The sequence below is a fragment of the Faecalibacterium sp. i25-0019-C1 genome, assembly GCF_042854225.1.
Classification (GTDB): domain Bacteria; phylum Bacillota; class Clostridia; order Oscillospirales; family Ruminococcaceae; genus Faecalibacterium; species Faecalibacterium taiwanense.
This window is the reverse complement of sequence record NZ_AP031428.1, coordinates 947,224-971,068: the sequence shown is the minus strand read 5'-3', so window position 1 is coordinate 971,068 and position 23,845 is coordinate 947,224. Positions and strand designations below refer to the sequence as shown.

Below are 23,845 nucleotides of genomic sequence, written 5' to 3'. Positions count from 1 at the left end.
ATGGCACGACTTCTGATCTACGATGCCTACGAGAACAAGGTATACACCTATGCAAACCTGAACGAGAACGACCCCATGCCCTACAGCACCGGCACCACCCTGCGGGTGCGGGAGTTCCGGGGAAAATCTGCCAGCCCCACCCTGTGGACCACCATTGCGGCCATGGAAGCGTGGAACCTGACCCGCCGCAAGTACGGCAAGGGCATCCCGGTGGGATATGCCTTCCGCCGCATCTGGGAGGGCGGCCACGGCACCCGCAGCCAGCACTACGCGGGCGTATCCTTTGACGTGGGCCAAAGCCTGACCCAGACCGCCCGCACGGCCATCTACAACGCAGCCCGGGGCACCGGGGCATGGGGCTATGTGGAGCCGCTGAGCCAGACCCCCACATGGGTGCACATGGACCGCCGCTACGGCACGCCCGCCTGCAGCGGCACCACAGCAGGCTACCCCACCCTGAGGCGGGGAAGCCGCGGCTGCTATGTGATGATTCTGCAGGACGCGCTTTCCACGCTGGGCTACCAGACCGGGAGCCGCATCGACGGCATCTTTGGTGCCCGGACGGAGGAAGCGCTGAAAGGCTTCCAGCGGCGCACGAGCCTGCGTGTGGACGGTGTGTGCGGCTGCAACAGCTGGAAAAAGATCAGCACCGCCGTCATCGGCGTGGGACGGACAAAAACGACGATCGATTGATAAACCCTCTCAGTCTCGCTTCGCTCGCCAGCTCCCCCGAAAGGGGGAGCTCTTTTGCATCTGATGGTTTGCACTCATAAAGCTCGCCCTTCGGGAGAGCTGGCACGGCGTCAGCCGTGACTGAGAGGGTTTTCTTCCCGTGAAACATCCTTCGCTTCCCATCACCGAAAGTTGAAACTTTCTCCCGCATCTGCCCTTTTCGTTGCGCGGTTTGGAAAAACGTGCTAAAATAGCTCTATTATTAAAATGGTTCATGTTGAAAACAAGAGGATTTGAGGGGTATTGTATCATGGAATTTTCCAAACGACTGGACTTGTTCGGCGACGAGATCTTCGCCGCACTGAACGAACGCAAGGTAGCTCTGGAAGCTCAGGGCCGTACCATTTATAATCTGAGCGTCGGCACGCCGGACTTTGCGCCCGCCGAGCACATCCGCAAGGCCATGATGGATGCCGCTGCCGACCCCCAGAATTGGAAGTACAGCCTGCGCGACCTGCCTGAGCTGCTGGATGCCGTGTGCGGCTACTACAAGCGCCGCTTCGGCGTAGAGATCACGCCGGATCAGGTGGCCAGCTGTGCGGGCAGTCAGGAGGGCGTGGGCCACATTGGTATGGTGCTGTGCGACGAGGGCGACACCGTGCTGCTGCCCACTCCCTGCTACCCGGTGTTCATCGCGGGCAGTCTGCTGGGCGGCGCAAAGCCGTGGTATTACCCGCTGACCAAGGAGCACGCCTTCCTGCCTTATGTGAAGGACATCCCGGAGGATGTGGCCCGCAAGGCAAAGTATATGATCGTCTCCCTGCCCGCAAACCCGGTGGGCAGCGTCGGCTCCCCGGAGCTGTACGCCGAGCTGGTGGCCTTTGCCAAAAAGTATGACATTCTCATCATCCACGACAACGCCTACAGCGACATTATCTTTGACGGGGCCGTGGGCAACAGCTTCTTCAATACGCCGGGTGCCATGGATGTGGGCGTGGAGTTTTTCAGCCTGTCCAAAAGCTTCAACGTCACCGGTGCCCGCATCAGCTTCCTTGTGGGCCGGAGGGACGTGGTAGCCGCCTTTAAAAAGCTGCGCGGTCAGATCGATTTTGGCATGTTCCTGCCGGTGCAGAAAGCCGCCATCGCCGCCCTGACCGGCCCGCTGGACATGGTAAAAACGCAGTGCGGCCTGTACCAGCAGCGCCGCGACGCTCTGTGCGGCGGCCTGCGTTCCATTGGCTGGAATGTGCCGGACAGTCACGGCAGCATGTTCGTGTGGGCACCCATCCCGGCAAAGTACGCAAAGAGCATGGACTTCTGTCTTGACCTTGTGGAAAAGAGCGGTGTGCTGTGCACGCCGGGTTCCAGCTTTGGCCCGCTGGGCGAAGGCTACGTGCGCTTTGCCCTCACCCTGCCGCCAGAGCGCATTGCCGAGGCAGTGCAGTCCATCAAGGCAAGCGGTATCCTGAACTAAAAAAAAACGGGAACGTCCATGCGGCGTTCCCGTTTTTTTATGCGTTCACAATATTCTCTCCCGCGCCATCCAGCCATGTGCGCAGGTTGTTGGCAGTAATATCCATCAGCCGCTGCAGGGCTTCGTTGGTGGCCCACGCGATGTGCGGTGTCAGCAGGGCATTCGGCAGGCCGCGCAAAGGGCTTGCCTGCGGCAGCGGTTCAGTGCCAAAGGCATCGGCACCGTAAAAGCCAAGCTTCCCGTTTTTCAGCGCATCGGCCACGGCCTGCTCGTCCACCAGTGCACCGCGCGCAGTATTCAGCAAGATCATGCCGGGCTTTGCCTTGGCAAGGGTGGCCGCGTTGATCAGCCCCCGTGTTGCAGGTGTTGCCGGGCAGTGCAGGCTGAGCACATCGCTGCGGGCAAGCAGGGTGTCAAGATCCACGAATTCCACACCGTCGGCTTTGTACTCCGGCCGAACGGTGCGGGTGCACACCAACACCTCCATGCCAAAGGCCTTGGCAATGCGGGCGGTCTGCCGGCCAATGCTGCCGTAGCCATAGATGCCAAAGGTCTTGCCCAGCAGTTCCACCTGCGGCAGCAGACCGTAGGCCGCAGGCTCCTCGGTGCGCCATTGGCCGTCCTGCACAAGGCGATGGTAACGGTCGGCGCACTGGCAGATGGCCAGCAGCAGGCTGAAGGTCATCTGTGCCACACTGTAAGTAGAATAGCCCGGCACGTTGGCTACCGGCACGCCATGTCGGCGGCAGGCCTTCAGATCAAGGTTATCCGTGCCGGTGGCAATGATGCCCACCCACCTGAGCTTCGGACACTGGGCCAGAACGGCTTCGTCGATGCGGCACTTATTCAGGAACACGATCTCCGCATCCCCGATGCGCGGCACCACCTCTTCCTGCGCGGTGCGCCCATAGCGGGTGATGTCCGGCACAAGCGCCTTCACACCCGACCAGTCCAGATCTCCCTGCTGTATGGCATAATCTTCCAAAACAACTGCTTTCATTTCAACTTCCTCACTTTCACATCATACGGGATACAGTGCCAGCACGGTGCCCTGCGGACTTTCGCGGCTTTCCAGCGCGGCATAGCCTCGAGCCAGCAGGATGGCAATGTGCACCCGGTCAGCCAGCGGGAGCCATACCGGCGGCACATTCTGCGCAAGGCACCCGGCCTGCAGCAGGAAACACGGTGCCAGACTGTCCAGCGGACGGATAGCCCGCAAAGCAAACCCCTGACGCAGATACAGCGGGATCAGCTCTTCTGCCGCACATTCCACCACGGCCCACCGTGCCCGCTGCCGGGCAAGAAACTCCTGCCGGGCAGCAGCCGCAGCCAGCAGCGGCGCAAGGGTCTCGGCGGCATGGCCGTCCGGCCCGGCTGCCGGGGTCAAAAAATATCCGCCTGACGTGCGGTTCCAGCCCAGAAAGCGGCGCAGCGCAGCCGCCGCTGCCACATTGGCATCCATGGGCAGCAGGATGCACCCGGCTCCCGGCACACCGCGTGTACTGTACACGCCCCACACCTCGCCTACCGTCAGCATCCGCAGCACCTCGCTGCGCGGACGGTACACACTGCTCACTTCGCTCTGCGCCAGCCGGCAGAATTCCTCCGCCGAAAGCCGCCTTACCTGCCGCGTGCGCGGCGGATCACAAACCTGGATCATTTGGTTTCCCCCATTCTTTTTCAGTATGCATCCAGCATACCGGACCGGGGGCGAGAATCGGCGCGAAACAGGGCCGCTCTTTTTGTTTTACAGATCCAGCGTTACATCCTCGCTCAGCACCTGACCAATGGGCTTTGCAATGCACAGGTCGGCTTCCGCATCTGCCCCGGTGGGCTGCATATTGATAACCACCAGATGGCCGCCCCGGAAGTACCGGATCAGTCCTGCCGCCGGGTACACCACAAGGCTTGTGCCGCCGATAATCAGGGTATCCGCATGGCGGATGGCGTTCACCGCGCCGGACAGCACCTCCTCGTCCAGCCCTTCTTCATACAGCACCACATCCGGCTTGACGATGCCGCCGCACTCGGTGCAGCGGGGCACACCGGTGCTGTTGGCAATGAAATCCACATCGTAGAACTTACCGCAGCGGGTGCAGTAGTTGCGCAGGGTGCTGCCGTGCAGCTCGTACACCGTGCGGCTGCCTGCCGCCTGATGCAGGCCGTCGATGTTCTGGGTGACGACCGCTTTCAGCCTGCCCTCCCGTTCCAGCTTTGCCAGCCGCAGGTGGGCCGCGTTGGGCTTTGCCCCCTTCACGATGAGCTTATCGCGGTAAAAACGGTAAAACTCCTCCGGGTTCTCCTCCCAGAAGGTATGGCTCAGGATGGTTTCCGGCGGGTAGGCGTACTTCTGATGATAAAGTCCGTCCACGCTGCGGAAGTCCGGGATGCCGCTCTCGGTGGAAACGCCCGCCCCGCCAAAGAACACGATGCTGCTGCTTTTGGCAATGATCTCTTCCAATGCCTGTACCATAACAAAAAACGCCCCTTTCGCCGGATGTACATTTGTGTTAAGATAGCTTCAGTATAACACAAACTCACAGGAAAGGAAGCGCAACTTTTGAACGTCTGGTATGTGAACAGCATTCTGGGAACCTTCCGGCTGGAAGAGGAAAACGATGCCATCTGCGGGCTGACCCTCTGCCCGGACGGCGTACCGGAACTGGAACCGCTGCCCCGCAAGGTGTGCGAGACACCGCTTTTACAGGAAGCCGAGGAGCAGCTGAACGAATATTTTGCCGGGGCGCGCAGGGAATTCGATCTGCCGCTGGCCCCCAAGGGCACCCCCTTCCAGAAGGCCGTCTGGGCCGAGATGAACAAGATCCCCTACGGTGAGACCCGCACCTACGGCCAGCTGGCCGCCGCTGTTGGCAAACCCAAGGCCAGCCGTGCCGTGGGCGGTGCCTGCCACTGCAACCCCATCGCCATCCTTCAGCCCTGCCACCGGGTGGTAGGCAGCACCGGCAAGCTCACCGGCTACGCCTATGGCGTGGAGATGAAGCAGTATTTGCTGGAGCTGGAACAGCAGGAGTAATTTTATGATCGGAATGCCCTCCGCGTTCGCTCTGGGCATTTTCAGCGGAAAATTTATTTTTATATTTGTGTTTCAGAAAAGCCTGCGGGCTTTTCTGAAACACTTTTTCACCGTAGGGTCGCTGTGGGAAACTTCATCATACACAAAAGAGCCATTGCACATCCATTTTGTGCAACGGCTCTTTATTTTTCACTCCGTTTTACTGTGCACTGTAAATGCTGCCCATCGTCCAGGAATTATCCGCGCTGTACTTGGCGTGGTTGCGCAGGTAGGTGACCCATGCGCCGTAGCCGTTGCCTGCAGAGAGATGCACGCCATCCGGCGCTGCAAGCATCTCCTTCAGGTTGCCCTCGCCGTCGGCAAGGGTCTCCCACAGGTCAAGGTAAACGCATCCCTTGCTGGCGGCCAGCTGAGCCAGTTGTTCGTTCACACCGCGCAGCACATCCGATGCAAGGCCGGGCTTTTCAGCAGCTGCCGAGGGTCGCACCGGCGGGATAGACTGCACGTAGATCACGCAGTCCTCGCCCAAAGCCTCGCGCAGCATATCCAGCATCTGGCCATAGTAGGCAAGGAAGCGATCCGAAGCGCCCAGCGTGGTGAGGGTGTTAGTGCCCAGCAGGATATACAGCTTCTTGGGCCGGGCAGCGGCCAGCACATCCAGCGCTACCTCCTGCCCGCGGGTGGGGCTTTTGACTGCGCTGCGGTTCACAATGGCATCCGGGCCAACGCCGGTATAGCCGCAGATGAGTGCCCCGTCCAGATTGATCTGGTAATCCGAGAAGCCCACCGTCAGACTGTCGCCCAGAAAGGCTGCGTCCGCAAAGTAGCTCAGGTCCACCTGCCCGCAGCTGGGCTGGCGGATGACGCTGGCATCATAGGCTTTGACGGTGTAGGCCCCAGCGCTCTGCTTTGCAGGGCCAAAGTTCTCCAGTGTGACGGCCTGCTCACCGGTGCTGCCATCCTGTGCAGTACTGCTGCTATCCGCTTCGCCCTGCATGGGCAGCGGTGCCAGAATGTTCTCGGCAATGCCGCTGGCGTTGGTGGACGGGGTATCGTCCGCGCCCTCTGCGCCCTTTTCCAGAATGGCCGTGATGGCGTAGGATACCAGCAAAATGGCGACCACTGCGCCCAGAAAGCGCAGCTTGCCGCTGACTGTACCGCGCCGTGCCCGGCGCGGCGCAGAATGATACTCGTGTGAAATGCCCATGGTTTTTCCAGCTTTCTCCATTTTTCCCGCACAGAAGGGGGTTTTATCCGCCCGGGGCTGTGCGTTTTTTATTTTATCATAATTTTTTTGCCTGTGCAACCAATTAGGTCTTGCATACAACAGGCAAAACAGGTACAATAAGGATGTGGTAATTTTGCACATTTTACAAAAAGGGTGTGCACATGCCGCAAACTTTTTTGTATCACTTGCAGCATCCGGTTTGTTTGCCGCACGGTCTGCGGGCAGTGCAGGGCCTTTAGACCAAACCCCACTCTGGCGGCGCGGAAGCCGGAACCTGCAGCGATGTACAAATGATAAGAATGAAATTTGCAAAAGGAGGTACTCATGGCCAAGAATGTGATCATTGGTCAGAGCGGCGGCCCTACCGCCGTGATCAACTCCAGTCTGGCAGGCGTGTACAAAGCCGCCTGCAGCCTGGGTGCAGACAAGGTGTACGGTATGAAATACGGCATCGAAGGTCTGCTCAAGGAAGAAATGCTGGAGCTGAACGTCCTGCTGGACGACCGCATGAGCATTGAACTGCTCAAGCGCACGCCTTCCAGCTACCTTGGCAGCTGCCGTTACAAGCTGCCGGACCCGGATGTGGACTCCACACCCTTCATCAAACTGTTCACCCTGTTTGACAAGTACGACATCTGCGCGGTGTTCTACATTGGCGGTAACGACTCCATGGACACCATCGCAAAGCTTTCCCGCTACGGTGAGCGCGTGGGCAGCAGCGTGCGGTTCATCGGTGTGCCCAAAACCATCGACAACGACCTGTGCCTGACCGACCACACCCCCGGCTACGGCTCTGCCGCCAAGTACATTGCCACTATTTTAAAGGAAGTCATCCGGGATTCCTCCGTGTATGACATCCGCAGCGTGACCGTGGCCGAGATCATGGGCCGACATGCGGGCTGGCTTGCCGGTGCGGCCTGCCTTGCGGGCGGCGATGACTGCGAAGGCCCGGATTTGATCCTGCTGCCGGAGGTGCCCTTCGATCAGGACAAGTTCCTTGCCAAGGTGGACGAGCTGCAGCGCCGCAAGTCCAATGTGATCATTGCGGCCAGCGAGGGCGTAAAGACCGCCGACGGCACCTATCTGTGCGATCTGGTGTCCACCGCAGGCCAGCTGGATGCCTTTGGCCACAAGGCCGTGCTCAGCGGCACCAGCCGTTATCTCTCCGACCTCATCCACGACAAGCTGAACTGCAAGAGCCGTGCCATCGAGTTTTCCACCCTGCAGCGCTGCGCCAGCCATCTGGCCAGCCGCACGGATGTGAACGAAGCCTACGCTGTGGGCGGTGCCGCAGCCGCCGCAGCCTTTGCGGGCGAGACCGGCCGCATGATCGCGCTCAAGCGCATTTCCGCTTATCCCTACCAGTGCATCACCGAGTCGGTGGATGTGCAGCAGGTGGCAAACCTTGAAAAGAAGGTGCCGCTGGACTGGATCAGCCCCGATGGGATGCAGGTGACTGCTGCCTTTGAGGAGTACGCCCGCCCGCTGATCCTGGACGAGGTGACCCCCGTTTACGTCAACGGCACCCCGCGCCACATCCGTCTGTAACCCCTTTTCCCGCGTCTGTTTTCGTGCATCCTGCACGTAATATTATATTGCCGAAACAGAAAAACAAAAAAGGAGAAATCATCATGGGTAAAAATGCAATCGTTGGTCAGTCTGGCGGTCCTACTTCCGTCATCAATGCAAGCCTTGCGGGCGTCTTTGAGAGCTGCAAGAGCCGCGGCGCAGAGATCGTTTACGGTATGTGCAATGGCGTTGCCGGTCTGCTGGAGGAGCGGGTGGTGGATCTTTCCACCGTGCTGACGGACGATCTGGACATCGAGCTGCTCAAGCGCACCCCGTCCAGCTTCCTCGGCAGCTGCCGCTACAAGCTGCCGGACTGGCATGAGGACGAGACCGTCTACAAAAAGCTGTTCGCCATTCTGGAAAAGCTGAACATCGGCTACTTCTTCTACATCGGCGGCAACGACTCCATGGACACCATCGGCAAGCTGGCCGAGTACGGCGAGCGCATCCAGAGCGACATCCGCTTTATGGGCGTGCCCAAGACCATCGACAACGACCTGATGGTCACCGACCACACCCCCGGCTACGGCTCTGCTGCCAAGTACATCGGCGTGGTGATGAAGGAGATCATCCGCGATGCCACCGTGTACGGCACCAAGTACGTCACCGTGGTGGAGATCATGGGCCGCAACGCCGGCTGGCTGACCGCTGCCGCCGCTCTGGCAAAGAGTGACGACTGCGAGGGTGTGGACATGATCTGCCTGCCCGAAGTGCCCTTCAATGTGGAACACTTCATTGAAAAGGTGCGCGTGATGCAGGAGAAGAAGCCCAGCATCGTGATCGCCGTTTCCGAAGGCGTGAAGCTGGAAGATGGCCGCTACGTCTGTGAGCTGGCCGACGATGTGCACGCAGTGGACGCTTTCGGCCATAAGGCCCTGACCGGCACCGCACGGTATCTGGCAAATGTGGTGGCCCGCAATCTGGACACAAAGACCCGCTGCATCGAGCTTTCCACCCTGCAGCGCTGCGCAGGCCATCTGACCAGCCGCACCGACATCACCGAAGCCTATCAGGTGGGCGGTGCTGCCGCCAAGGCGGCCTTTGAGGGCGTTACCGGCCAGATGGTGGCCCTGAAGCGCATCTCCAACAGCCCGTACCAGTGCACCACCGAGCTGCACCCCATCAGCGAGGTGGCAAACCTCGAAAAGAAGGTGCCGCTGAGCTGGATGAACGCCAACCACACCCAGATGACCGATGAGTTCCTGGCTTATGCCCGCCCGCTGATCCAGGCCGAGCTGACCCCGCTGTACATTGCCGGTCTGCCCCACCACATCTACATGAAGAATCAGAAGTGATCTCTCCTGCATTGATTTTTCTCAAGGCATGATGAAAGCCCGTCCGAGTTTTACGCCCGGACGGGCTTTTTGCATTTCGGTATTTTCCGCTTTAGAACATCAGACCACTGCGCCGACTTTGGGCGCGCCGCCTGCAATCTCCTCTGCCGTCAGAGGCTTTGCCTCCACCGGGGCATTCAGGCGCTCCTTGGCCACTGCCAGCATCAGCTTGATGCGGTTCTCCTGATTGACCTTGGTGGCGCTGGGGTCGTAATCGATGGGGGTGATGTTGGCACTGGGGTACAGGGCGCGAATCTTGTTCACCATGCCCTTGCCCACGATGTGGTTGGGCAGGCAGCCGAAGGGCTGGGCACACACGATGTTGCCGTAGCCGCCCTGCACCAGCTCGATCATCTCGGCAGTCAGCAGCCAGCCCTCGCCCATCTTGGCACCCAGCGAAATGATGCCCTTGGGCTTTTCCACCAGCTCCTTGAAGGGGCCGGGGGCGTAGAAGCCTGCGTCGGCCTCAGCCTTGAGCATGGCGCGCTCGATGCTGTCCAGCCAGTTCAGGAACTGGTCAATGCCGATCTTCACCGCCAGCTTGCCGCCGTACAGCACATGGTCCTCGCCCATGTTGAAGGCGCAGTACTGCACAAAGCCCATCAGGCCCGGGAAGTTCACCTCGCAGTCCTGACTTTCGAGGAACTTCTGCAGGTCGTTGTTGCCCAGCGGGCTGTACTTGACGTAAATTTCGCCAACCACGCCCACCTTGACCTTGGGCACCCGGGTAACGGGGATGGCGGCAAAGTCCTTTGCGATGAGGGGGAAGGTGTGCTTCATCTCCTTGGAGGTGTAGCCCTTGCCTGCCAGCAGCACGCGGCCCAAGCGTTCCACCCACAGGTCTACCATCTTATCGGCAGCCCCCTTCTCGTTCTCGTAAGGTGCCACCTGATTGCGCAAAGCGCACAGCATATCGCCGTAGAAGATGCAGGCCAGCGCACGGCGGGCCAGCGGCAGGGTCATCTGGAAGCCGCTGTCCTTTTCCAGACCCGAGAAGTTCAGGCTGGCCACCGGAATCTGCGGATAGCCCGCCTTGACCAGTGCCTTGCGCAGCAGATGAATATAGTTGGAGGCACGGCAGCCACCGCCGGTCTGAGTGATGAGCAGCGCGGTGTGATCCAGATCGTACTTGCCGCTGTTCAGCGCGTCCAGGAACTGACCGATGACCAGCAGAGCCGGGTAGCAGGTGTCGTTGTGGACGTATTTCAGGCCCAGCTGTGCCACGGCACTGCCGCAGTTGCCCAGGATCTCGCACTTGTAGCCGTCGTAACGCAGGGCGTACTCCAGCAGGCGGAACTGGGTAATGGCCATGTTGGGGATGAGGATGGTATGGGTCTTCTTCATCTCCGGGGTAAATTTGGGATAATTGTATTCCATAGGTTCCTCCTATGTTGCTTTCTTAAAAAGCTTTTTGCTCTATCTCTATTTTATTCTGCCTTTTCTGCGGCCACCTCGTCCCGCTCGTCCAGAGCAGCAAACAGACTGCGCAGGCGGATATTCACGGCACCCAGATTGGTGATCTCGTCGATCTTGAGCTGGGTGTAGAGCTTGCCGCCCTCCTGCAGAATTTCGCGGGTCTCGTCGGTGGTGATGGCATCCACGCCGCAGCCGAAGGACACCAGCTGCACCAGATCCATATCCTTCTGGGTGGTGCAGTACTTGGCGGCGGCATACAGGCGGCTGTGGTAGGTCCACTGGTTCAGCACACTGGTAGGGAACTTCTGCACCCGGTTGGAAATGCTGTCCTCGGTAACAACGGCAGCACCGTGGCGGGTGATGAGGCGGTCGATGCCGTGGTTCACCTCGGGGTCCACATGGTAGGGGCGGCCTGCCAGCACGATGATGCGCTTGCCCTGACGGCGGGCTTCATCGATGATCTCGCTGCCCTTCACGCGGATCTTTGCCATGTGGGACTCGTATTCCGCATAGGCGGCATCCGCTGCGGCCTGCACCTCTTTTTCCGAGATGCCGCCGAAGTACTTGGGCAGGATGTTCTTTGCCATCTTGTGCACAAAGTCCTTAGGGCGGTGGATGCCCACATAGTCATAGATGAACTTGGTGCCCTCCAGCTCCGGGCAGTTGCCTGCCAGAACCTCGGGGTAGTAGGCCACCACCGGGCAGTTATAGTGGTTGTCGCCCAGGCCCTCGTCCACATTGTAGGTCAGGCAGGGGTAGAAAATAGCGTCCAGCTGCATCTGGCTCAGGGCCTTGATGTGGCCGTGGCTCAGCTTTGCCGGGAAGCAGGCGGTATCGCTGGGGATAGTAGCCTGACCGGCGAGGTACAGGCCGCGGCTGGACACCGGGCTGGTGTGCACGGCAAAGCCAAGCTTTGTCCAGAAGGCCCACCAGAAGGGCAGCAGCTCGTAGAAGCCCAGACACAGCGGGATGCCGATGGAGCCGCGCTTGCCGGCCACCGGCTTATACTCGGCCAGCAGCTGCTGCTTGTAGGCGTAGAGGTTCAGGCTGTCGTCGGCACTCTTGCCGGTCACGGGCTTGTCGCAGCGGTTGCCGGAGATGTACTTGCGGCCATCCGCAAAAGTGTTGACGGTGAGCTGGCAGTGGTTGCCGCAGCCGCCGCACTTGACGCTGACCACCTTCTGCGCAAAGGCTTCCAGCTCCTGCTCGTTCATCATGGCAGAAGCAGTCTTGTGGGCCTTCTGGCTCTGGCGCAGGCCGAACAGAGCCGCACCGTAAGCGCCCATCAAGCCGGCAATGTCCGGGCGGATGACCTCCACGCCCATCTCCTTTTCAAAGGCGCGCAGCACGGCTTCATTATAAAAGGTACCGCCCTGCACCACGATCTTGCGGCCCAGCTCTTCCGGGCTGGATGCGCGGATGACCTTGTACAGTGCGTTCTTGACCACGCTGATGGACAGGCCTGCCGAGATGTTCTCGATGCTGGCACCGTCCTTCTGGGCCTGCTTGACCGAGCTGTTCATGAACACGGTGCAGCGGCTGCCCAGATCCACCGGGCGGTCTGCAAACAGGCCAAGGCTTGCAAATTTCTTCACGTCATAGCCCAGTGCCTGTGCAAAGGTCTGCAAAAAGCTGCCACAGCCGGAGGAACATGCTTCGTTCAGGAAGATGTTGCTGATGGCACCATCTTCTATCTTGAAGCACTTCATGTCCTGACCGCCGATGTCGATGATGAAATCCACATCCGGCATAAAGTATTTTGCAGCGGTAAAGTGCGCCACCGTTTCCACCAGACCGTAATCGCAGCGGAACGCGTTCTTCACCAGCTCTTCGCCGTAGCCGGTGGTGGTCACGCTGGCCACCTGCAGGCCCGGGTGCTCCTTGTAAATTTTGAGCAGCTGCTCCCGGATGAGGGGCAGTGGGTTGCCGAGGTTCGGTTGATAGTTGGTGTAAAGGATCTGGCTCTTCTCGTCCACCACCACCAGCTTGACGGTGGTGGAGCCGGAGTCGATGCCGATATGCACCGGGCCGCACTGCGCGCTGAACGGCACACGCGGCACACTGTGGGACATGTGGCGGGCGTGGAACGCCTCGTATTCCTCCTTGCTGGCGAACAGCGGCGGCTCGCTGGCGTAGGTGGCGGTGGCGGCGTACCGATCCAGCGCATCGGCCACCTCAGACAGAACAAAAGCCTTGTCGGCATAGAGGGCAGCGCCCAGTGCCACATACAGCAGGCTGTTCTCCGGGCAGGTGCCGGTCACGTTCAGCGCTTCGTCAAAGCTCTTGCGCAGCACGCTGCTGAAGGTGAGCGGGCCGCCCAGATACAGGATATTGCCCTTGATGGGACGGCCCTGTGCAAGGCCTGCAATGGTCTGGTTGACCACAGCCTTATAAATGCTGGCAGCAATGTCCTCGGTGCGGGCACCCTGATTGATCAGGGGCTGCACGTCGCTCTTGGCAAACACGCCGCAGCGGGACGCAATGGTGTAGGTGCGCTGTGCGTTCTCTGCTGCCTTGTTCATCTCGTCGGCACCCATTTTCAGCAGGGTGGCCATCTGGTCGATGAAGGCACCGGTGCCGCCGGCACAGCTGCCGTTCATGCGCACCTCGGTACCGTTGGTCAGAAACAGGATCTTGGCATCCTCACCGCCCAGCTCGATCACGCAGTCGGTGGCAGGCACAAAGCGCTTGACCGCCACGCGGGTGGAGAACACCTCCTGCACAAAGGGCACGCCGCAGCTGTCGGCCAGACCCATGCCCGCCGAACCGGAAATGCTCAGCAGCGCCTTCTGACCGTGCAACTGCTCGGCATCGATGCGGCGCAGCAGCTCCTGCGCCTTTTCCAGAATATGGCTGTAATGCCGTTCGTATGTAGAATACAGCAGCGCATCATGTTCATCCAGCACCACACACTTGATGGTGGTACTGCCGATGTCAAGACCTACTCTCACGTTGTTTTTCCTCCTAAGGACAAATGCCGGAGGCAAAGCCCCCGGTGGACGGCAAAATCAATTTCTTTGCCAAAAATTAGTTTGGTAACGAATCATTCATTGAATCGCATACAGCTGTATTATAATCCAATTTTGCGGCACAATCAATCAGCGTCCTTTATTTTACACAGAAAAAATAGTATTTTCCGCTCAAAAAGTTAAACATTTTGTGAACTTGTCGCTTTTTATGCGGCTGCACCGGTATCTTGGCAAAGGTTCTTAACCTTTGCCAACAAAAAAGGACTGCCGCACAGGAGCATCTCCCCCGCAGCAGTCCTTATTCATTATTATAATGCAATCATGCAGCATGCATCACAGCTCGTCCGGGTCGCCGCGCTCCGGCATGGTACGCAGCTCCCGCACCAGCATATTGCGCAGCTGGTACTGATGCTGCTGTGCCTGTGCCGTATCGCCGCCCGTATGCAGCTCTACCGTCGGCTCCATTATGCGGTCGGTGCACAGCGGAATGGTCACCACTGCCTGTGTGCCCTTTTCCGGTGCGCGCTCCACCCGCAGGCCCCAGCCCATGCGGCGGCAGCACTCGCGGCAGAGCAGCAGGCCCAGCTTTGCGCCGCCCAGAAAGCAGCGCCGGTTCTCCAGCCATGTATCCTCGCCTGCTTCCGGCAGGCCGCAGCCATTATCCATCACCGTCAGCTGCCAGAAGCTTTCGCTGCGGCGCAGCATCAGCCGCACTTTGCCGCCCGCACTGCAGGCCCGCAAGGCATTCGAGAGCAGATGCAGGCACAGCAGTTCTGCATCATTGCGGTCCGCCATGACCCGGCAGGCTGTCCAGCCGCCATAGTCCAGCGTCAGTTCCACCCCAAGCTGCGCCTGCACCATATCGGCCTGTGCGGCGACCTGCTGCAGTAGCTGGCACAGGTCCAGCGGATAGAGCCGCGGGTCTTCCTCGGTGCGCAGAAAATCCAGCAGCGACATCACTTCGTTCACAGTGCGGTCCAGCCTTGCCGACGCAGCGCTGATATCGTTCACCGCCTGCCGGGTCTGCTGGTCGGCACCCACATGCGCAAGGTGCTGGTCCAGATATTCGCAATTGCGTCCGATCAGGCCCAGTGCATGGAAGCATGCCTGTTCCACATCCTTCTGCGGGATCGCCTGCGCGGTCAGTGCACCCGCCTCGTTCTGCCGCATCTGCTCCATACCCTTGCGCCTCCTGTGTTTTATGCTCAGTCGTCCTTCTGACGCTGAAGATAATTCTTGACAGTGTAGATCAGTTTACCAGTGGTAGGTTTCTCGTCCGCAAATCCGCTTTCGTCCTTGAAGCGCAGCCACTTGGCCGAGGGCTTTGCTTCCAGCTGGTCGATCATACGCCGGATGCCGCTGTCCACAGCAGAGACCGACACATCGTACTGCTCGCTCACCGCCTGCAGGATCTCCTTGCGGATGGCCAGCTTCTGGCTGGTGCCGTACACCACGCCCACCGCACAGGAAAGATAGTTGCAGTTCACGTCCGGCAGCTGGATGCCCCAGCCCTCATACAGTTCCTGACACTTGCGTTCCATGCGCTGGCTCTGCCGTCCCGGCAGGCGGTACAGCTCCCACAGCAGGTTCTTCAGTTCGGCATGGCCCACATAGCAGAATCCATCGCCCGATTCCAGACAAATGGCACTCGTATTCTGCCGCCTGCCCTCATCAAACAGAACAACATTCGGTTTGGGATCCATGCTGCGGATATTCATTAAAAACTCCAGCCCGCTCATATCTTCCAGCTGGCTGCAGAGGATCACAACATCAAACTGACGGCCCTGACGCAGCTGTTCCAGCAGACGGCCGCCGTTCTGGAAGCAGGTGCACTCCAACGCAGGGCTTTGCTCCTGCAGGTAGTTCTTTTCCACCCGCAGCTCCTTGCGGTCGTAGCTTCCAAGGGCGATCTGCAGCGTTTTTGCTGTGTGCTCACTCTCCACGCAACGCGCCGCCTTTCTGCCTGAGCTGTTCTGTATCGGTCAGTTCTTCTACCACATCCTGCCAGATCTCCGGCTGGACGCCATTCTCACACAGATAGCGCAGGATCCGGTAGCAGAACTCTGGTGCAGCTGCAATGTAGCAGCTTTGCATGTACTGCCGGTTCCCGGTACGGCAAAGCGTCAGGCAGCAACCGTTTTCGTTGCCTGTATCCATTGAGTATACCAGCGTATATGCTTTCTGCAACCCGTCGATTGCCGAAAACTGACGGATCATAGGTGAAAATGTACGTTCCATAATTTTTCCTCCCTTGCTACAAGGTCCTGCGACGTTTTCAAGGCATTCCTTGTTTTTCTTATCTTATTTTAAAGAGCAGAGAGGGCTGGTTCAATCCTGAAAAAGCGTCTAAAAATGTCAAAATCACATTCGTTGCGTTTTTTTGTCGTGTTTTTCTGTTCTGCGACGCATTTTATTTTGTGCTTACGGTTCATCGCAGATTTTTTGCGTCGTATTGGCAGTGTAATTCTGCTTTCGCGATGCTTTTCTGTTTTATCAGGATCTTCCGCTATTAAAATAGCACGACGGCGACGCAAATTCAACCTCCACGTCAATTTTTCCTTTATTTTCCTGTTTTTCTGCCTCAAAAGCCAAAAATACCGGTCCGGTCAAAATTTACGTTGAAATATACACAGTTTTTTCATATTATTTCGGTAAAATAGAAGTGTATAACGCCTTGCTGCGGGTCCTGTATCCGGGCAGTTTATTATAATGTACAGCGGCAGCGTTCCTGCGAGGATGCGCCGGAAAGGCTCACACATGCTCCAACTCAACCACATCAAGAAAGAATACAAAACCGGCGATCTGGTGCAGAAAGCACTGGATGATGTCAGCCTGAACCTGCGGGACAACGAATTCGTCGCCATTCTCGGCCCCAGCGGTTCCGGTAAGACCACCCTGCTGAACGTCATTGGCGGTCTGGACCGCTACGACAGCGGTGATTTGATCATCAACGGCATCTCCACCAAGAAATATACCGACCGCGACTGGGACTCTTACCGCAACCACACCATTGGCTTTGTGTTCCAGAGCTATAACCTCATCCCGCACCAGACAGTGCTTTCCAATGTGGAGCTGGCGCTGACCATCTCCGGCATTTCCGGTGCCGAGCGCCGCAACCGGGCCACCAAGGCGCTGGAGCAGGTAGGTCTGGGCGACCAGCTGCACAAGCACCCCAGCGAAATGTCCGGCGGCCAGATGCAGCGTGTGGCCATTGCCCGCGCACTGGTCAACAACCCCGACATCCTGCTGGCCGACGAGCCGACCGGCGCACTGGACAGCGACACCAGCATTCAGGTGATGGAGCTGCTGAAGGAGGTGGCCAAAGACCGCCTTGTGGTCATGGTCACTCATAACCCGGAGCTTGCAGAGCAGTATGCTACCCGCATCGTCCGCCTGCGGGACGGCGTGATCCAATCGGACACCGCACCGTTTGCGCCGGATGATTCCGCTCAGGTGCCGCCGGTGCACAAAAATCTGGGCCGTTCTTCCATGTCGCCGCTCACCGCTCTCGCGCTGAGCTTCAACAACCTGCTCACCAAAAAGACCCGCACCCTGCTCACCGCATTTGCGGGTTCCATCGGCATCATCGGCATTGCGCTCATCCTTTCGCTCTCGGCCGGTGTGAGCAATTATATCCAGGAGATGGAACGCTCCACCCTTTCGGAATATCCGCTGCAGATCTCGACCACCGGCGTAGACCTTGCCGCCCTGCTGGACCCGGGAAGCTACACCAGCGCCGTTGCCAACAACACCAATGTGGGCGCCACCAGCGCTTCTTCCACCCCGGAGGGCATGGTCACAGTGCGCGAACTGCTGAGCCAGCTGACCGAGGATAATTCCTCCGTCAATGACCTTGCCTCCCTGAAAAAATATCTGGACAGCGACGAGTGCACCATCTCGGAGGATGCTGCTTCCATCGAGTATTCTTACGGCATCGCACCGCTGATCTACCGCCAGAACAAGGACGGCACCGTGCGCCAGATCTTCCCGGACAGCAGCCTTTCTGCGCTGAACAACACCACCTCTGCCGCCGGCATCGTCTCTTCCATGACCAATCAGAGCGTGTTTACCGAGATGGCCGAAGAGCCTTCGCTGTACGAAGATCAGTACGATGTCAAGGCAGGCCGCTGGCCGGAAAGCTACAACGAGGCCGTTCTTGTGCTGAATTCGGATGGCAGCATCAGCGATTACGCTCTTTATATTCTGGGCATTGAGGACGACAGCGTGATGATGCGTTTTCTGCAGGAGTACGCAAAAAACAAGAACACACAGGCTCCCACCGGCTACGGCACCTACCCCTACGATACCTTTGTGGGCCTGAAATATAAGATCGTTACCAGCTCGGACTATTACGTTTATGACGAAGAACGCCAAATCTGGCGCAACCGCTCCGACGATGAAGCGTATGTGGAGCAGCTTGTGGAAAACAGTCCGGATCTGACCATCGTGGGCGTGGTGCAGCCCCGCGCAGATGCCAGCTCCACCATTCTGCCCATAGGCGTTGCCTATACCCATGCACTCACCTACTACGCCATCGACCATGCAGCCGAAAGTGAAGTGGTAAAGCAGCAGCTTGCCGACCCGGAAGTGAACGTGCTGACCGGCGAGCGCTTTGATGCCGACCAGCGCGAAACCGATCTTGACATTTCTTCCCTGTTCTCTGTGGATACCGATATGCTGAAGGATGCCTTCCAGTTCGATGCAAGCAAGCTGCAGTTCGACCTGAGCGGTGCATTTGATCTGCAGGATGGCAGCTTTGACTTTTCCTCCATCCTTGATCCGTCCGCATTCCAGCTGGATCTGAGCGATCTGGACCTGAGCGACATCGACATGAGCGATGTGGAGCTGCCGGACATGGACGCGCTGGATCTGAGCCAGCTGTTTGCCGATATGGACCTGTCCGTCTCGGAGGATGCGCTGCAGAGCCTGATGAAGAAGATCATGAATGGCTATAAGCGCTATATCATCGGCAACGGCATCTTGAATCTGGATAAGATCGGTTTCTCTTCCTATATGGAGAGCGACCAGTTCAAACAGCTTCTGTCCGAATCCATGGGCGACCTGCTGGACACCACCGGCCTGCAGGAGCAGTTCACCGCTTCGCTTCAGCAGAACCTGCAGGGCATCATGACGAGCTATCTGCAAAGCTACTCGGAACAGCTGAGCCAGAAGCTGGGCGAAGCTCTGCAGACCAAACTCACCGCTGCCATTCAGACCCAGATGAGCACCGTGATGCAGCAGCTGATGACCCATCTGACCACTCAATTCAGCCAGCAGATCCAGTCCGCCATCCAGAACAACATCGCTCAGCTCAGCAGTCAGGTGGAAGATGCCCTGAAGATCGACCCCACTGTGTTCCAGAGTGCCGTGCAGGTGAACATGAGCACCGACGACCTTGTGGATCTGGTCAAGATGAACCTGCAGTCCAGCACCACCTCCTACAGCAGTGTTCTTGGTGCACTGGGCTATTCGGATTATGCCAAGCCCGGCAGCATCTGGATCTACCCCAAGAGCTTTGAGGCCAAGAACCGTATCGTGGACAGCCTGAACGCCTACAACGCCGCCATGCGTGCGCAGGGCGAAGAGGACAAGGTGATCATATTCTCGGATACGGTCGGCACCCTGATGAGCGCCGTGACCAAGATCGTGGATATGGTCAGCAATGTGCTGGTGGCCTTTGTTGCCATCTCGCTGGCGGTTTCTTCCATCATGATCGGTGTCATCACCTATATCAGCGTGCTGGAACGCCGCAAGGAGATCGGTATTCTGCGTGCCATCGGTGCATCCAAGCACAATGTCTCCGAGGTGTTCAATGCCGAGACCTTCATTATCGGAATGTGCTCCGGCGTGATCGGCGTGGGCCTGTGCCTGCTGCTGCTGATCCCTGGCAACATGCTCATCCACTCCATTGCAGGAACCACCAGCGTCACCGCTGTGCTGCCGCCCAAGGCTGCACTGGTCCTGATCGTTCTGGCTACCCTGCTCACGATCCTTGGCGGTCTGATTCCCGCCCGCAGCGCAGCCAAGTGCAACCCCGTCACCGCCCTGCGTTCTGAGTAATTTCCTTTCTCGACAAGCAAAAGGAGTCGCTGCATCACGCAGCGGCTCCTTTTTTGATGTCCGGTGATTTATCTCAATTTCTCGTGTAATCCCTCATGCAGTTCCTCGCGCTCTTCCTTCAGTTCCTGCTTGAGAGTCCGGTCGATTTCCCGTGTCTCCTGCCGGATCTCAGCCAGATCCTTTTCGATCGCAGGGTTTTCTTCGATTTCTTCCCGAATGAACATGAGCGCAAAGCTTACCAGCAGCAGCCCGCAGGAGATCCAGATGGTCTTTCCTGCCAGCCGCGCTGCTCCCATGCTTCCAATACCGGCACCCACCGCGAACAACAGAATGATGCCAAAATAACGCATCATCCGATCCTTAACTTTCGGTTCATGGGTCTTGCTCCAGATGCAGAATGCTTCCACACCGCTGCGCAGGTCACCAATGCACATGGTGCTGGCAAATGCATAGCCGTTCACCTTGCGGAACGCCTGCACCTGCATTGCGCAGGAGAAGGAAACGATGGCGTTTGCCAGCAGATTCTGCTCCTGCGGTAAAAGACCTACAATGAACAGCAGAAGCACTTCGCCCAGCACCACCAGCTGCCGCCAGTGAAGCCGCTGCATGTCGCAGAAGCGCTCCCGCATCTTTTCTGCCACCAGTACGCCCAGCGCAAAAGCACACAGAGGAACCAGATAGTGCAGCACCCGATCCCACTGACCATCCATGATGTTGGAACTCAGCAGCACGATGTTGCCGGTCTGTGCATTTGCAAACACCTTACCGCGGAACAGATACGTATAGGCATCCTGCAGCCCGCCCGAAAGCGAAAGGAACACCGCCGTCAGGAAGGACTCTGACATCTGCCCATGATGTTTTGTTTTCATATTACCTTTTCCCCTCTTTTCGTACCCTATTATTATAATATATTTTTACAGCTTGGTCCATATCAGTTTTACATATCCGGCATGTGTATCCCGGCGCTCTGCCAGCGCCGAAAATACGGCCCGTGCCCGGCCCGCACTTTGCATTCCCTCACAGGTTGTGTTAGAATAAGAAAAAAGCTTTTCCAAAGGAGAACTTCCTTATGCCGAATATTGTCGAGATCACAGACCTTTCCGCACCGGAGCTGGATGTCTATGCCCGCCTGACGCAGGCGCAGCTGCGCAATCGTCTGGAACCGGAAAAAGGCATCTTTATTGCCGAAAGCCCCAAGGTGATCGCCCGCGCGCTGGATGCCGGATACACACCGCTCTCCCTGCTCATGGAGCGTAAACAGATCACCGGCCCGGCTGCCGATATCCTGACCCGTTGCGGGGATGCCCCGGTGTACACAGCCGACCGCGAGACCCTTGCCAGCCTGACCGGCTTCGAGCTGACCCGCGGCGTGCTGTGCGCCTTCCGCCGCCCGCTGCCGCGCAGCGTGGAAGAGGTCTGCCGCAATGCCCGCCGGGTGGCCGTTCTGGAGGGCATTGTGGACTCCACCAATGTGGGAGCGATCTTCCGCAGCGCCGCTGCACTGAACATGGATGCCGTGCTCGTTACTCCTTCCTGCTGCGACCCGCTGTGCCGCCGTGCCGTGCGTGTGAGCATGGGCACCGTGTTTCAGGTGCCCTGGGCGCAGATCGGCACCTGCCCTGCCGACTGGCCGGAAAACGGCATTGCTCAGCTGCACAGTCTTGGCTTCAAGACTGCTGCCATGGCTCTGAGCGACCGCTCCGTAAGCATTGACGACAGCGCTCTTTCCGCCGAGCCGAAGCTCGCCATCGTGCTGGGCACAGAGGGTGACGGCCTTGCCCACAGCACCATTGCCGCCTGTGACTACACCGTAAAAATCCCTATGTCCCACGGCGTGGATTCCCTGAACGTTGCCGCTGCCAGCGCTGTTGCTTTCTGGCAGCTAGGCAACCGCTGAGCGATGCTTTTTGGCCCTGCCCAAAATACTTGACAAATTTCCCGAACAGAGTTACACTTACAGGGTCATCACATGGGCCTATAGCTCAGTTGGGAGTGCAAGCGTATCGCTTTTGTGCCCCACGGAGTTGTGGGCATTCAAATGGGGAGTATGTCGGTTGGTCGCCCAACCGAGTCACGCCCCTAAATATGGGCCTATAGCTCAGCTGGGAGAGCGTTCGGTTCGCATCCGAGAGGTCAAGGGTTCGAATCCCTCTAGGTCCACCAATTTGCCGCATCGTTTTGTACGATGCGGCGTTTTTTATGCCTAAAAAACTTTGGCAGACCGTGCCGGGCTCCGAACCCTGAAGTCGGATGCGAACCGGGTGGGGTCATCCATGTACTTTTTGAAAATCCATCGGTTTCACGCTTCTTTCTTTGCATTTTGCAGAGTTCTGCGGGCAAGTGCATCGCTTTTATGCTCCCTTCTCGGAAATTCCTTCAAAAATTTCCGCACCATCGTAGGTTGACACAGCCTTGAGCTGTTCCACTTGGTTGAAGCTGGCGTTCAGGGTGATCGAGATTTCGTAGTCTTTTCGGACACGAATCTCCGCAATGAACTGCTGCAAGATAGCGCGGCGTTCATCGTGGTTGGCGGTGTCGTACACATCCGCCCATGTAAACAGCTCGTTGCAGATGTAGTTGCTGCGCTTTGCCGTTTTGGTGGCTTCTTCGTATTCTTCCTGCGCCTGAACAAGCTGCTTTTCCAGAGTTTCCAAAGCCTCTCTTGCCTCGGCTGCCAGTGTACCCAGCAGTTCTTTGTCCAAGGCACTTACGCCCCGGATGACCAGAATGGTTTCGGCTTTCAGGTCGTCCAGTTCTTTCTGCTTGCTTTCCAAGTCTTTCTGGATTTTCTTGACCTTCTTCTGGATGCGGGCGGCATCGTTGGTCTTGACCGATTCCAGCAGCTTCTTCCGGGAAACTTCCCGGAACTGTGCGAAGATCTGCCGGACAACTTCTTCTACAATGGAATCCAGCTTGGAAACACCGTAGCCAGACTGCCCATCGCAGTCACCCGGATGCCGGATCTTATAAAAGCAGCTATACCGGGGCCGGACTTCTTTCACCGTATACTCTTTTGCCCAGTTATCCTTATCCGGGGCAAAGGCATCTGCCAGACCGCCCCAGCCCACATACTGGGAAAGCACCTGCTGTTCCTCGGCAGTAGCACCACGGTGTTCATCTTCCAGCTTGAACAGGGTGCGGATGGCTTCGATGTTCCGGGCATATGTCATTGCTATTGTTGTCCCAATAGGAATCCACCAGCTTGCCCGTCAAATCGGAAATCTGCTGGCTGAGCCTTTCATGGTAAACGCCGTACTCTCTGGCAAGCATTTCCGACACAGGCTGCACCAAATCGGGGCCGAGCTGCCATACCTCCGGGTCGCGAGAATTGCGGCGCACCCCGGTGTCGCTCACATCGAAAACATAGTGCAGGCACGGTACGCTGCTGGACTGGTCTAACAGGGCGATTCCTTTAGAACCTCTGCGCACATAGCGGTTCATGCGGTTATTCCAAATGTCGAAGCTGGCGCAGGCGGTGGCATCAGGCCGCTGGGCGTAGATCATCAACTGGTCTGCAAAACTGTACTTGTACAGCCGGGATGCAGTGGTCAGGTAGTCCGTCCAGTTTTCCCAATATCGGGTCAGTTCCTTTGCCGTTTGCTGGGCGAGGTTAAGGTATTCTTGCGTTTTGTTTGGCATTTTGGCCTCCTTTCAGCTCTGTGGTAAACAAAAAAGCGAGCGGCCTTTTCAGGTCACTCGCTTATGGAATCTATGGTAGTTTATGGCGCACTTCGGCCTTCCGGTCTTGCTGCCTGCGGGCTGATACGCCGTCTGCATAAGAGCGACACCTTTGTGCTGGCTGTAGACCTGCCCAGCGGCATCAACACGGATACCGGGGAGGTTGCCGAGGGTGTTGCCCATGCAGATTTGACCGTAACCTTCGACAGTTATAAGCCTTTGCATATGGCAGAAGCTTCTGCGCCGCTGTGCGGAAAAATCATCTGTGCTGACATTGGCATCCGGGATGAATGGCACCCGGAGTTTTGACGAAGGCTTGCCGCTGCGGAAAAATACCGGGAAACAAAAAATGCCCCCGGAGGGCTTGTTGCGGCTCTCCGGGGGCATCTTATGTGCGTTGTGCCTTGGCGC

21 protein-coding genes and 1 tRNA gene are annotated in these 23,845 nt (G+C 58.0%); 9 read left to right on the top strand and 13 right to left on the bottom strand.

Annotated elements, in window-relative coordinates; translation table 11 throughout:
* Both ACGHUK_RS04835 and ACGHUK_RS04830 read left to right on the top strand, forming a co-directional pair.
* Complete coding sequence (locus tag ACGHUK_RS04835; protein WP_118528088.1) at positions 1-693, top strand: peptidoglycan-binding protein; 693 nt, start codon at positions 1-3, stop codon at positions 691-693.
* 289 nt (positions 694-982) lie between these two features.
* Positions 983-2,146, top strand: coding sequence for an aminotransferase class I/II-fold pyridoxal phosphate-dependent enzyme (locus ACGHUK_RS04830; RefSeq protein ID WP_390575287.1), 1,164 nt, complete (start codon positions 983-985; stop codon positions 2,144-2,146).
* Positions 2,147-2,183: 37 nt separating this feature from the next.
* On the opposite strand, the gene ACGHUK_RS04825 is transcribed toward ACGHUK_RS04830, so the two are convergent.
* The 3 genes from ACGHUK_RS04825 to ACGHUK_RS04815 form a co-directional block, all read right to left on the bottom strand.
* A complete protein-coding gene (locus ACGHUK_RS04825; RefSeq protein ID WP_005939866.1) occupies positions 2,184-3,146 on the bottom strand; it encodes a D-2-hydroxyacid dehydrogenase in 963 nt (320 codons plus the stop codon).
* A gap of 21 nt (positions 3,147-3,167) precedes the next feature.
* Positions 3,168-3,806, bottom strand: coding sequence for a hypothetical protein (locus tag ACGHUK_RS04820; RefSeq protein ID WP_390575285.1), 639 nt, complete (start codon positions 3,804-3,806; stop codon positions 3,168-3,170).
* A gap of 87 nt (positions 3,807-3,893) precedes the next feature.
* Positions 3,894-4,619: an NAD-dependent protein deacylase gene (locus tag ACGHUK_RS04815; RefSeq protein ID WP_371293023.1), complete on the bottom strand. Its 726-nt coding sequence runs from the start codon at positions 4,617-4,619 to the stop codon at positions 3,894-3,896.
* An 87-nt stretch (positions 4,620-4,706) separates the two neighbouring features.
* Here ACGHUK_RS04815 and ACGHUK_RS04810 point away from each other — a divergent pair, with 87 nt between their 5' ends.
* Positions 4,707-5,180 (top strand): methylated-DNA--[protein]-cysteine S-methyltransferase, encoded by a 474-nt coding sequence (locus tag ACGHUK_RS04810; protein ID WP_097781971.1) that lies wholly within the window; start codon positions 4,707-4,709, stop codon positions 5,178-5,180.
* Between the two features lie 199 nt (positions 5,181-5,379).
* On the opposite strand, the gene ACGHUK_RS04805 is transcribed toward ACGHUK_RS04810, so the two are convergent.
* Complete coding sequence (locus tag ACGHUK_RS04805) at positions 5,380-6,387, bottom strand: GDSL-type esterase/lipase family protein (protein ID WP_207698280.1); 1,008 nt, start codon at positions 6,385-6,387, stop codon at positions 5,380-5,382.
* Between the two features lie 345 nt (positions 6,388-6,732).
* On the opposite strand from ACGHUK_RS04805, the gene ACGHUK_RS04800 reads away from it, so the two are divergent.
* Together ACGHUK_RS04800 and ACGHUK_RS04795 are read left to right on the top strand one after the other, a co-directional pair.
* On the top strand, positions 6,733-7,956 hold the full coding sequence (locus tag ACGHUK_RS04800; protein ID WP_005939849.1) for a 6-phosphofructokinase: 1,224 nt from the start codon (positions 6,733-6,735) through the stop codon (positions 7,954-7,956).
* A gap of 83 nt (positions 7,957-8,039) precedes the next feature.
* On the top strand, positions 8,040-9,272 hold the full coding sequence (locus ACGHUK_RS04795) for a 6-phosphofructokinase (protein WP_044953421.1): 1,233 nt from the start codon (positions 8,040-8,042) through the stop codon (positions 9,270-9,272).
* Between the two features lie 99 nt (positions 9,273-9,371).
* Here ACGHUK_RS04795 and ACGHUK_RS04790 read toward each other — a convergent pair whose 3' ends face one another.
* From ACGHUK_RS04790 to ACGHUK_RS04765, 6 genes are all read right to left on the bottom strand, one after another.
* Positions 9,372-10,688 carry a 2-hydroxyacyl-CoA dehydratase gene (locus ACGHUK_RS04790; RefSeq protein WP_097778213.1) on the bottom strand — a complete coding sequence of 439 codons (1,317 nt, stop codon included), beginning with the start codon at positions 10,686-10,688 and terminating at the stop codon, positions 9,372-9,374.
* A 50-nt stretch (positions 10,689-10,738) separates the two neighbouring features.
* A complete protein-coding gene (locus ACGHUK_RS04785; protein WP_349936022.1) occupies positions 10,739-13,678 on the bottom strand; it encodes an acyl-CoA dehydratase activase in 2,940 nt (979 codons plus the stop codon).
* Positions 13,679-14,029: 351 nt separating this feature from the next.
* Positions 14,030-14,875, bottom strand: a complete 846-nt coding sequence (locus ACGHUK_RS04780) for a HAMP domain-containing sensor histidine kinase (RefSeq protein WP_294647774.1) — start codon at positions 14,873-14,875, stop codon at positions 14,030-14,032.
* Positions 14,876-14,901: 26 nt separating this feature from the next.
* Positions 14,902-15,639 carry a response regulator gene (locus ACGHUK_RS04775; protein ID WP_005939839.1) on the bottom strand — a complete coding sequence of 246 codons (738 nt, stop codon included), beginning with the start codon at positions 15,637-15,639 and terminating at the stop codon, positions 14,902-14,904.
* The gene (locus ACGHUK_RS04770) at positions 15,629-15,934 is read right to left on the bottom strand and encodes a hypothetical protein (protein ID WP_101956483.1); all 306 of its coding nucleotides are present in this window, start codon (positions 15,932-15,934) and stop codon (positions 15,629-15,631) included. Before ACGHUK_RS04770 ends, ACGHUK_RS04775 begins: the two co-directional genes overlap by 11 nt.
* Positions 15,935-16,002: 68 nt before the next feature.
* Positions 16,003-16,230 (bottom strand): hypothetical protein, encoded by a 228-nt coding sequence (locus tag ACGHUK_RS04765; protein WP_154255340.1) that lies wholly within the window; start codon positions 16,228-16,230, stop codon positions 16,003-16,005.
* Between the two features lie 223 nt (positions 16,231-16,453).
* On the opposite strand from ACGHUK_RS04765, the gene ACGHUK_RS04760 reads away from it, so the two are divergent.
* Positions 16,454-19,756 (top strand): ATP-binding cassette domain-containing protein, encoded by a 3,303-nt coding sequence (locus ACGHUK_RS04760; RefSeq protein ID WP_390575279.1) that lies wholly within the window; start codon positions 16,454-16,456, stop codon positions 19,754-19,756.
* A 68-nt stretch (positions 19,757-19,824) separates the two neighbouring features.
* On the opposite strand, the gene ACGHUK_RS04755 is transcribed toward ACGHUK_RS04760, so the two are convergent.
* Complete coding sequence (locus ACGHUK_RS04755; protein WP_390575276.1) at positions 19,825-20,625, bottom strand: YoaK family protein; 801 nt, start codon at positions 20,623-20,625, stop codon at positions 19,825-19,827.
* Between the two features lie 200 nt (positions 20,626-20,825).
* On the opposite strand from ACGHUK_RS04755, the gene ACGHUK_RS04750 reads away from it, so the two are divergent.
* Together ACGHUK_RS04750 and ACGHUK_RS04745 are read left to right on the top strand one after the other, a co-directional pair.
* Positions 20,826-21,653, top strand: coding sequence for an RNA methyltransferase (locus ACGHUK_RS04750; RefSeq protein WP_005939817.1), 828 nt, complete (start codon positions 20,826-20,828; stop codon positions 21,651-21,653).
* A 190-nt stretch (positions 21,654-21,843) separates the two neighbouring features.
* A tRNA-Ala gene (locus ACGHUK_RS04745) sits at positions 21,844-21,919 on the top strand.
* 188 nt (positions 21,920-22,107) lie between these two features.
* On the opposite strand, the gene ACGHUK_RS04740 is transcribed toward ACGHUK_RS04745, so the two are convergent.
* Both ACGHUK_RS04740 and ACGHUK_RS04735 read right to left on the bottom strand, forming a co-directional pair.
* The gene (locus ACGHUK_RS04740; RefSeq protein ID WP_390575274.1) at positions 22,108-22,926 is read right to left on the bottom strand and encodes a hypothetical protein; all 819 of its coding nucleotides are present in this window, start codon (positions 22,924-22,926) and stop codon (positions 22,108-22,110) included.
* Positions 22,871-23,395: a hypothetical protein gene (locus ACGHUK_RS04735; protein WP_390575272.1), complete on the bottom strand. Its 525-nt coding sequence runs from the start codon at positions 23,393-23,395 to the stop codon at positions 22,871-22,873. Before ACGHUK_RS04735 ends, ACGHUK_RS04740 begins: the two co-directional genes overlap by 56 nt.
* A 63-nt stretch (positions 23,396-23,458) precedes the next feature.
* Here ACGHUK_RS04735 and ACGHUK_RS04730 point away from each other — a divergent pair, with 63 nt between their 5' ends.
* The gene (locus ACGHUK_RS04730) at positions 23,459-23,743 is read left to right on the top strand and encodes an NAD(P)H-hydrate epimerase (protein ID WP_371293029.1); all 285 of its coding nucleotides are present in this window, start codon (positions 23,459-23,461) and stop codon (positions 23,741-23,743) included.
* Positions 23,744-23,845: the final 102 nt, after the last annotated feature.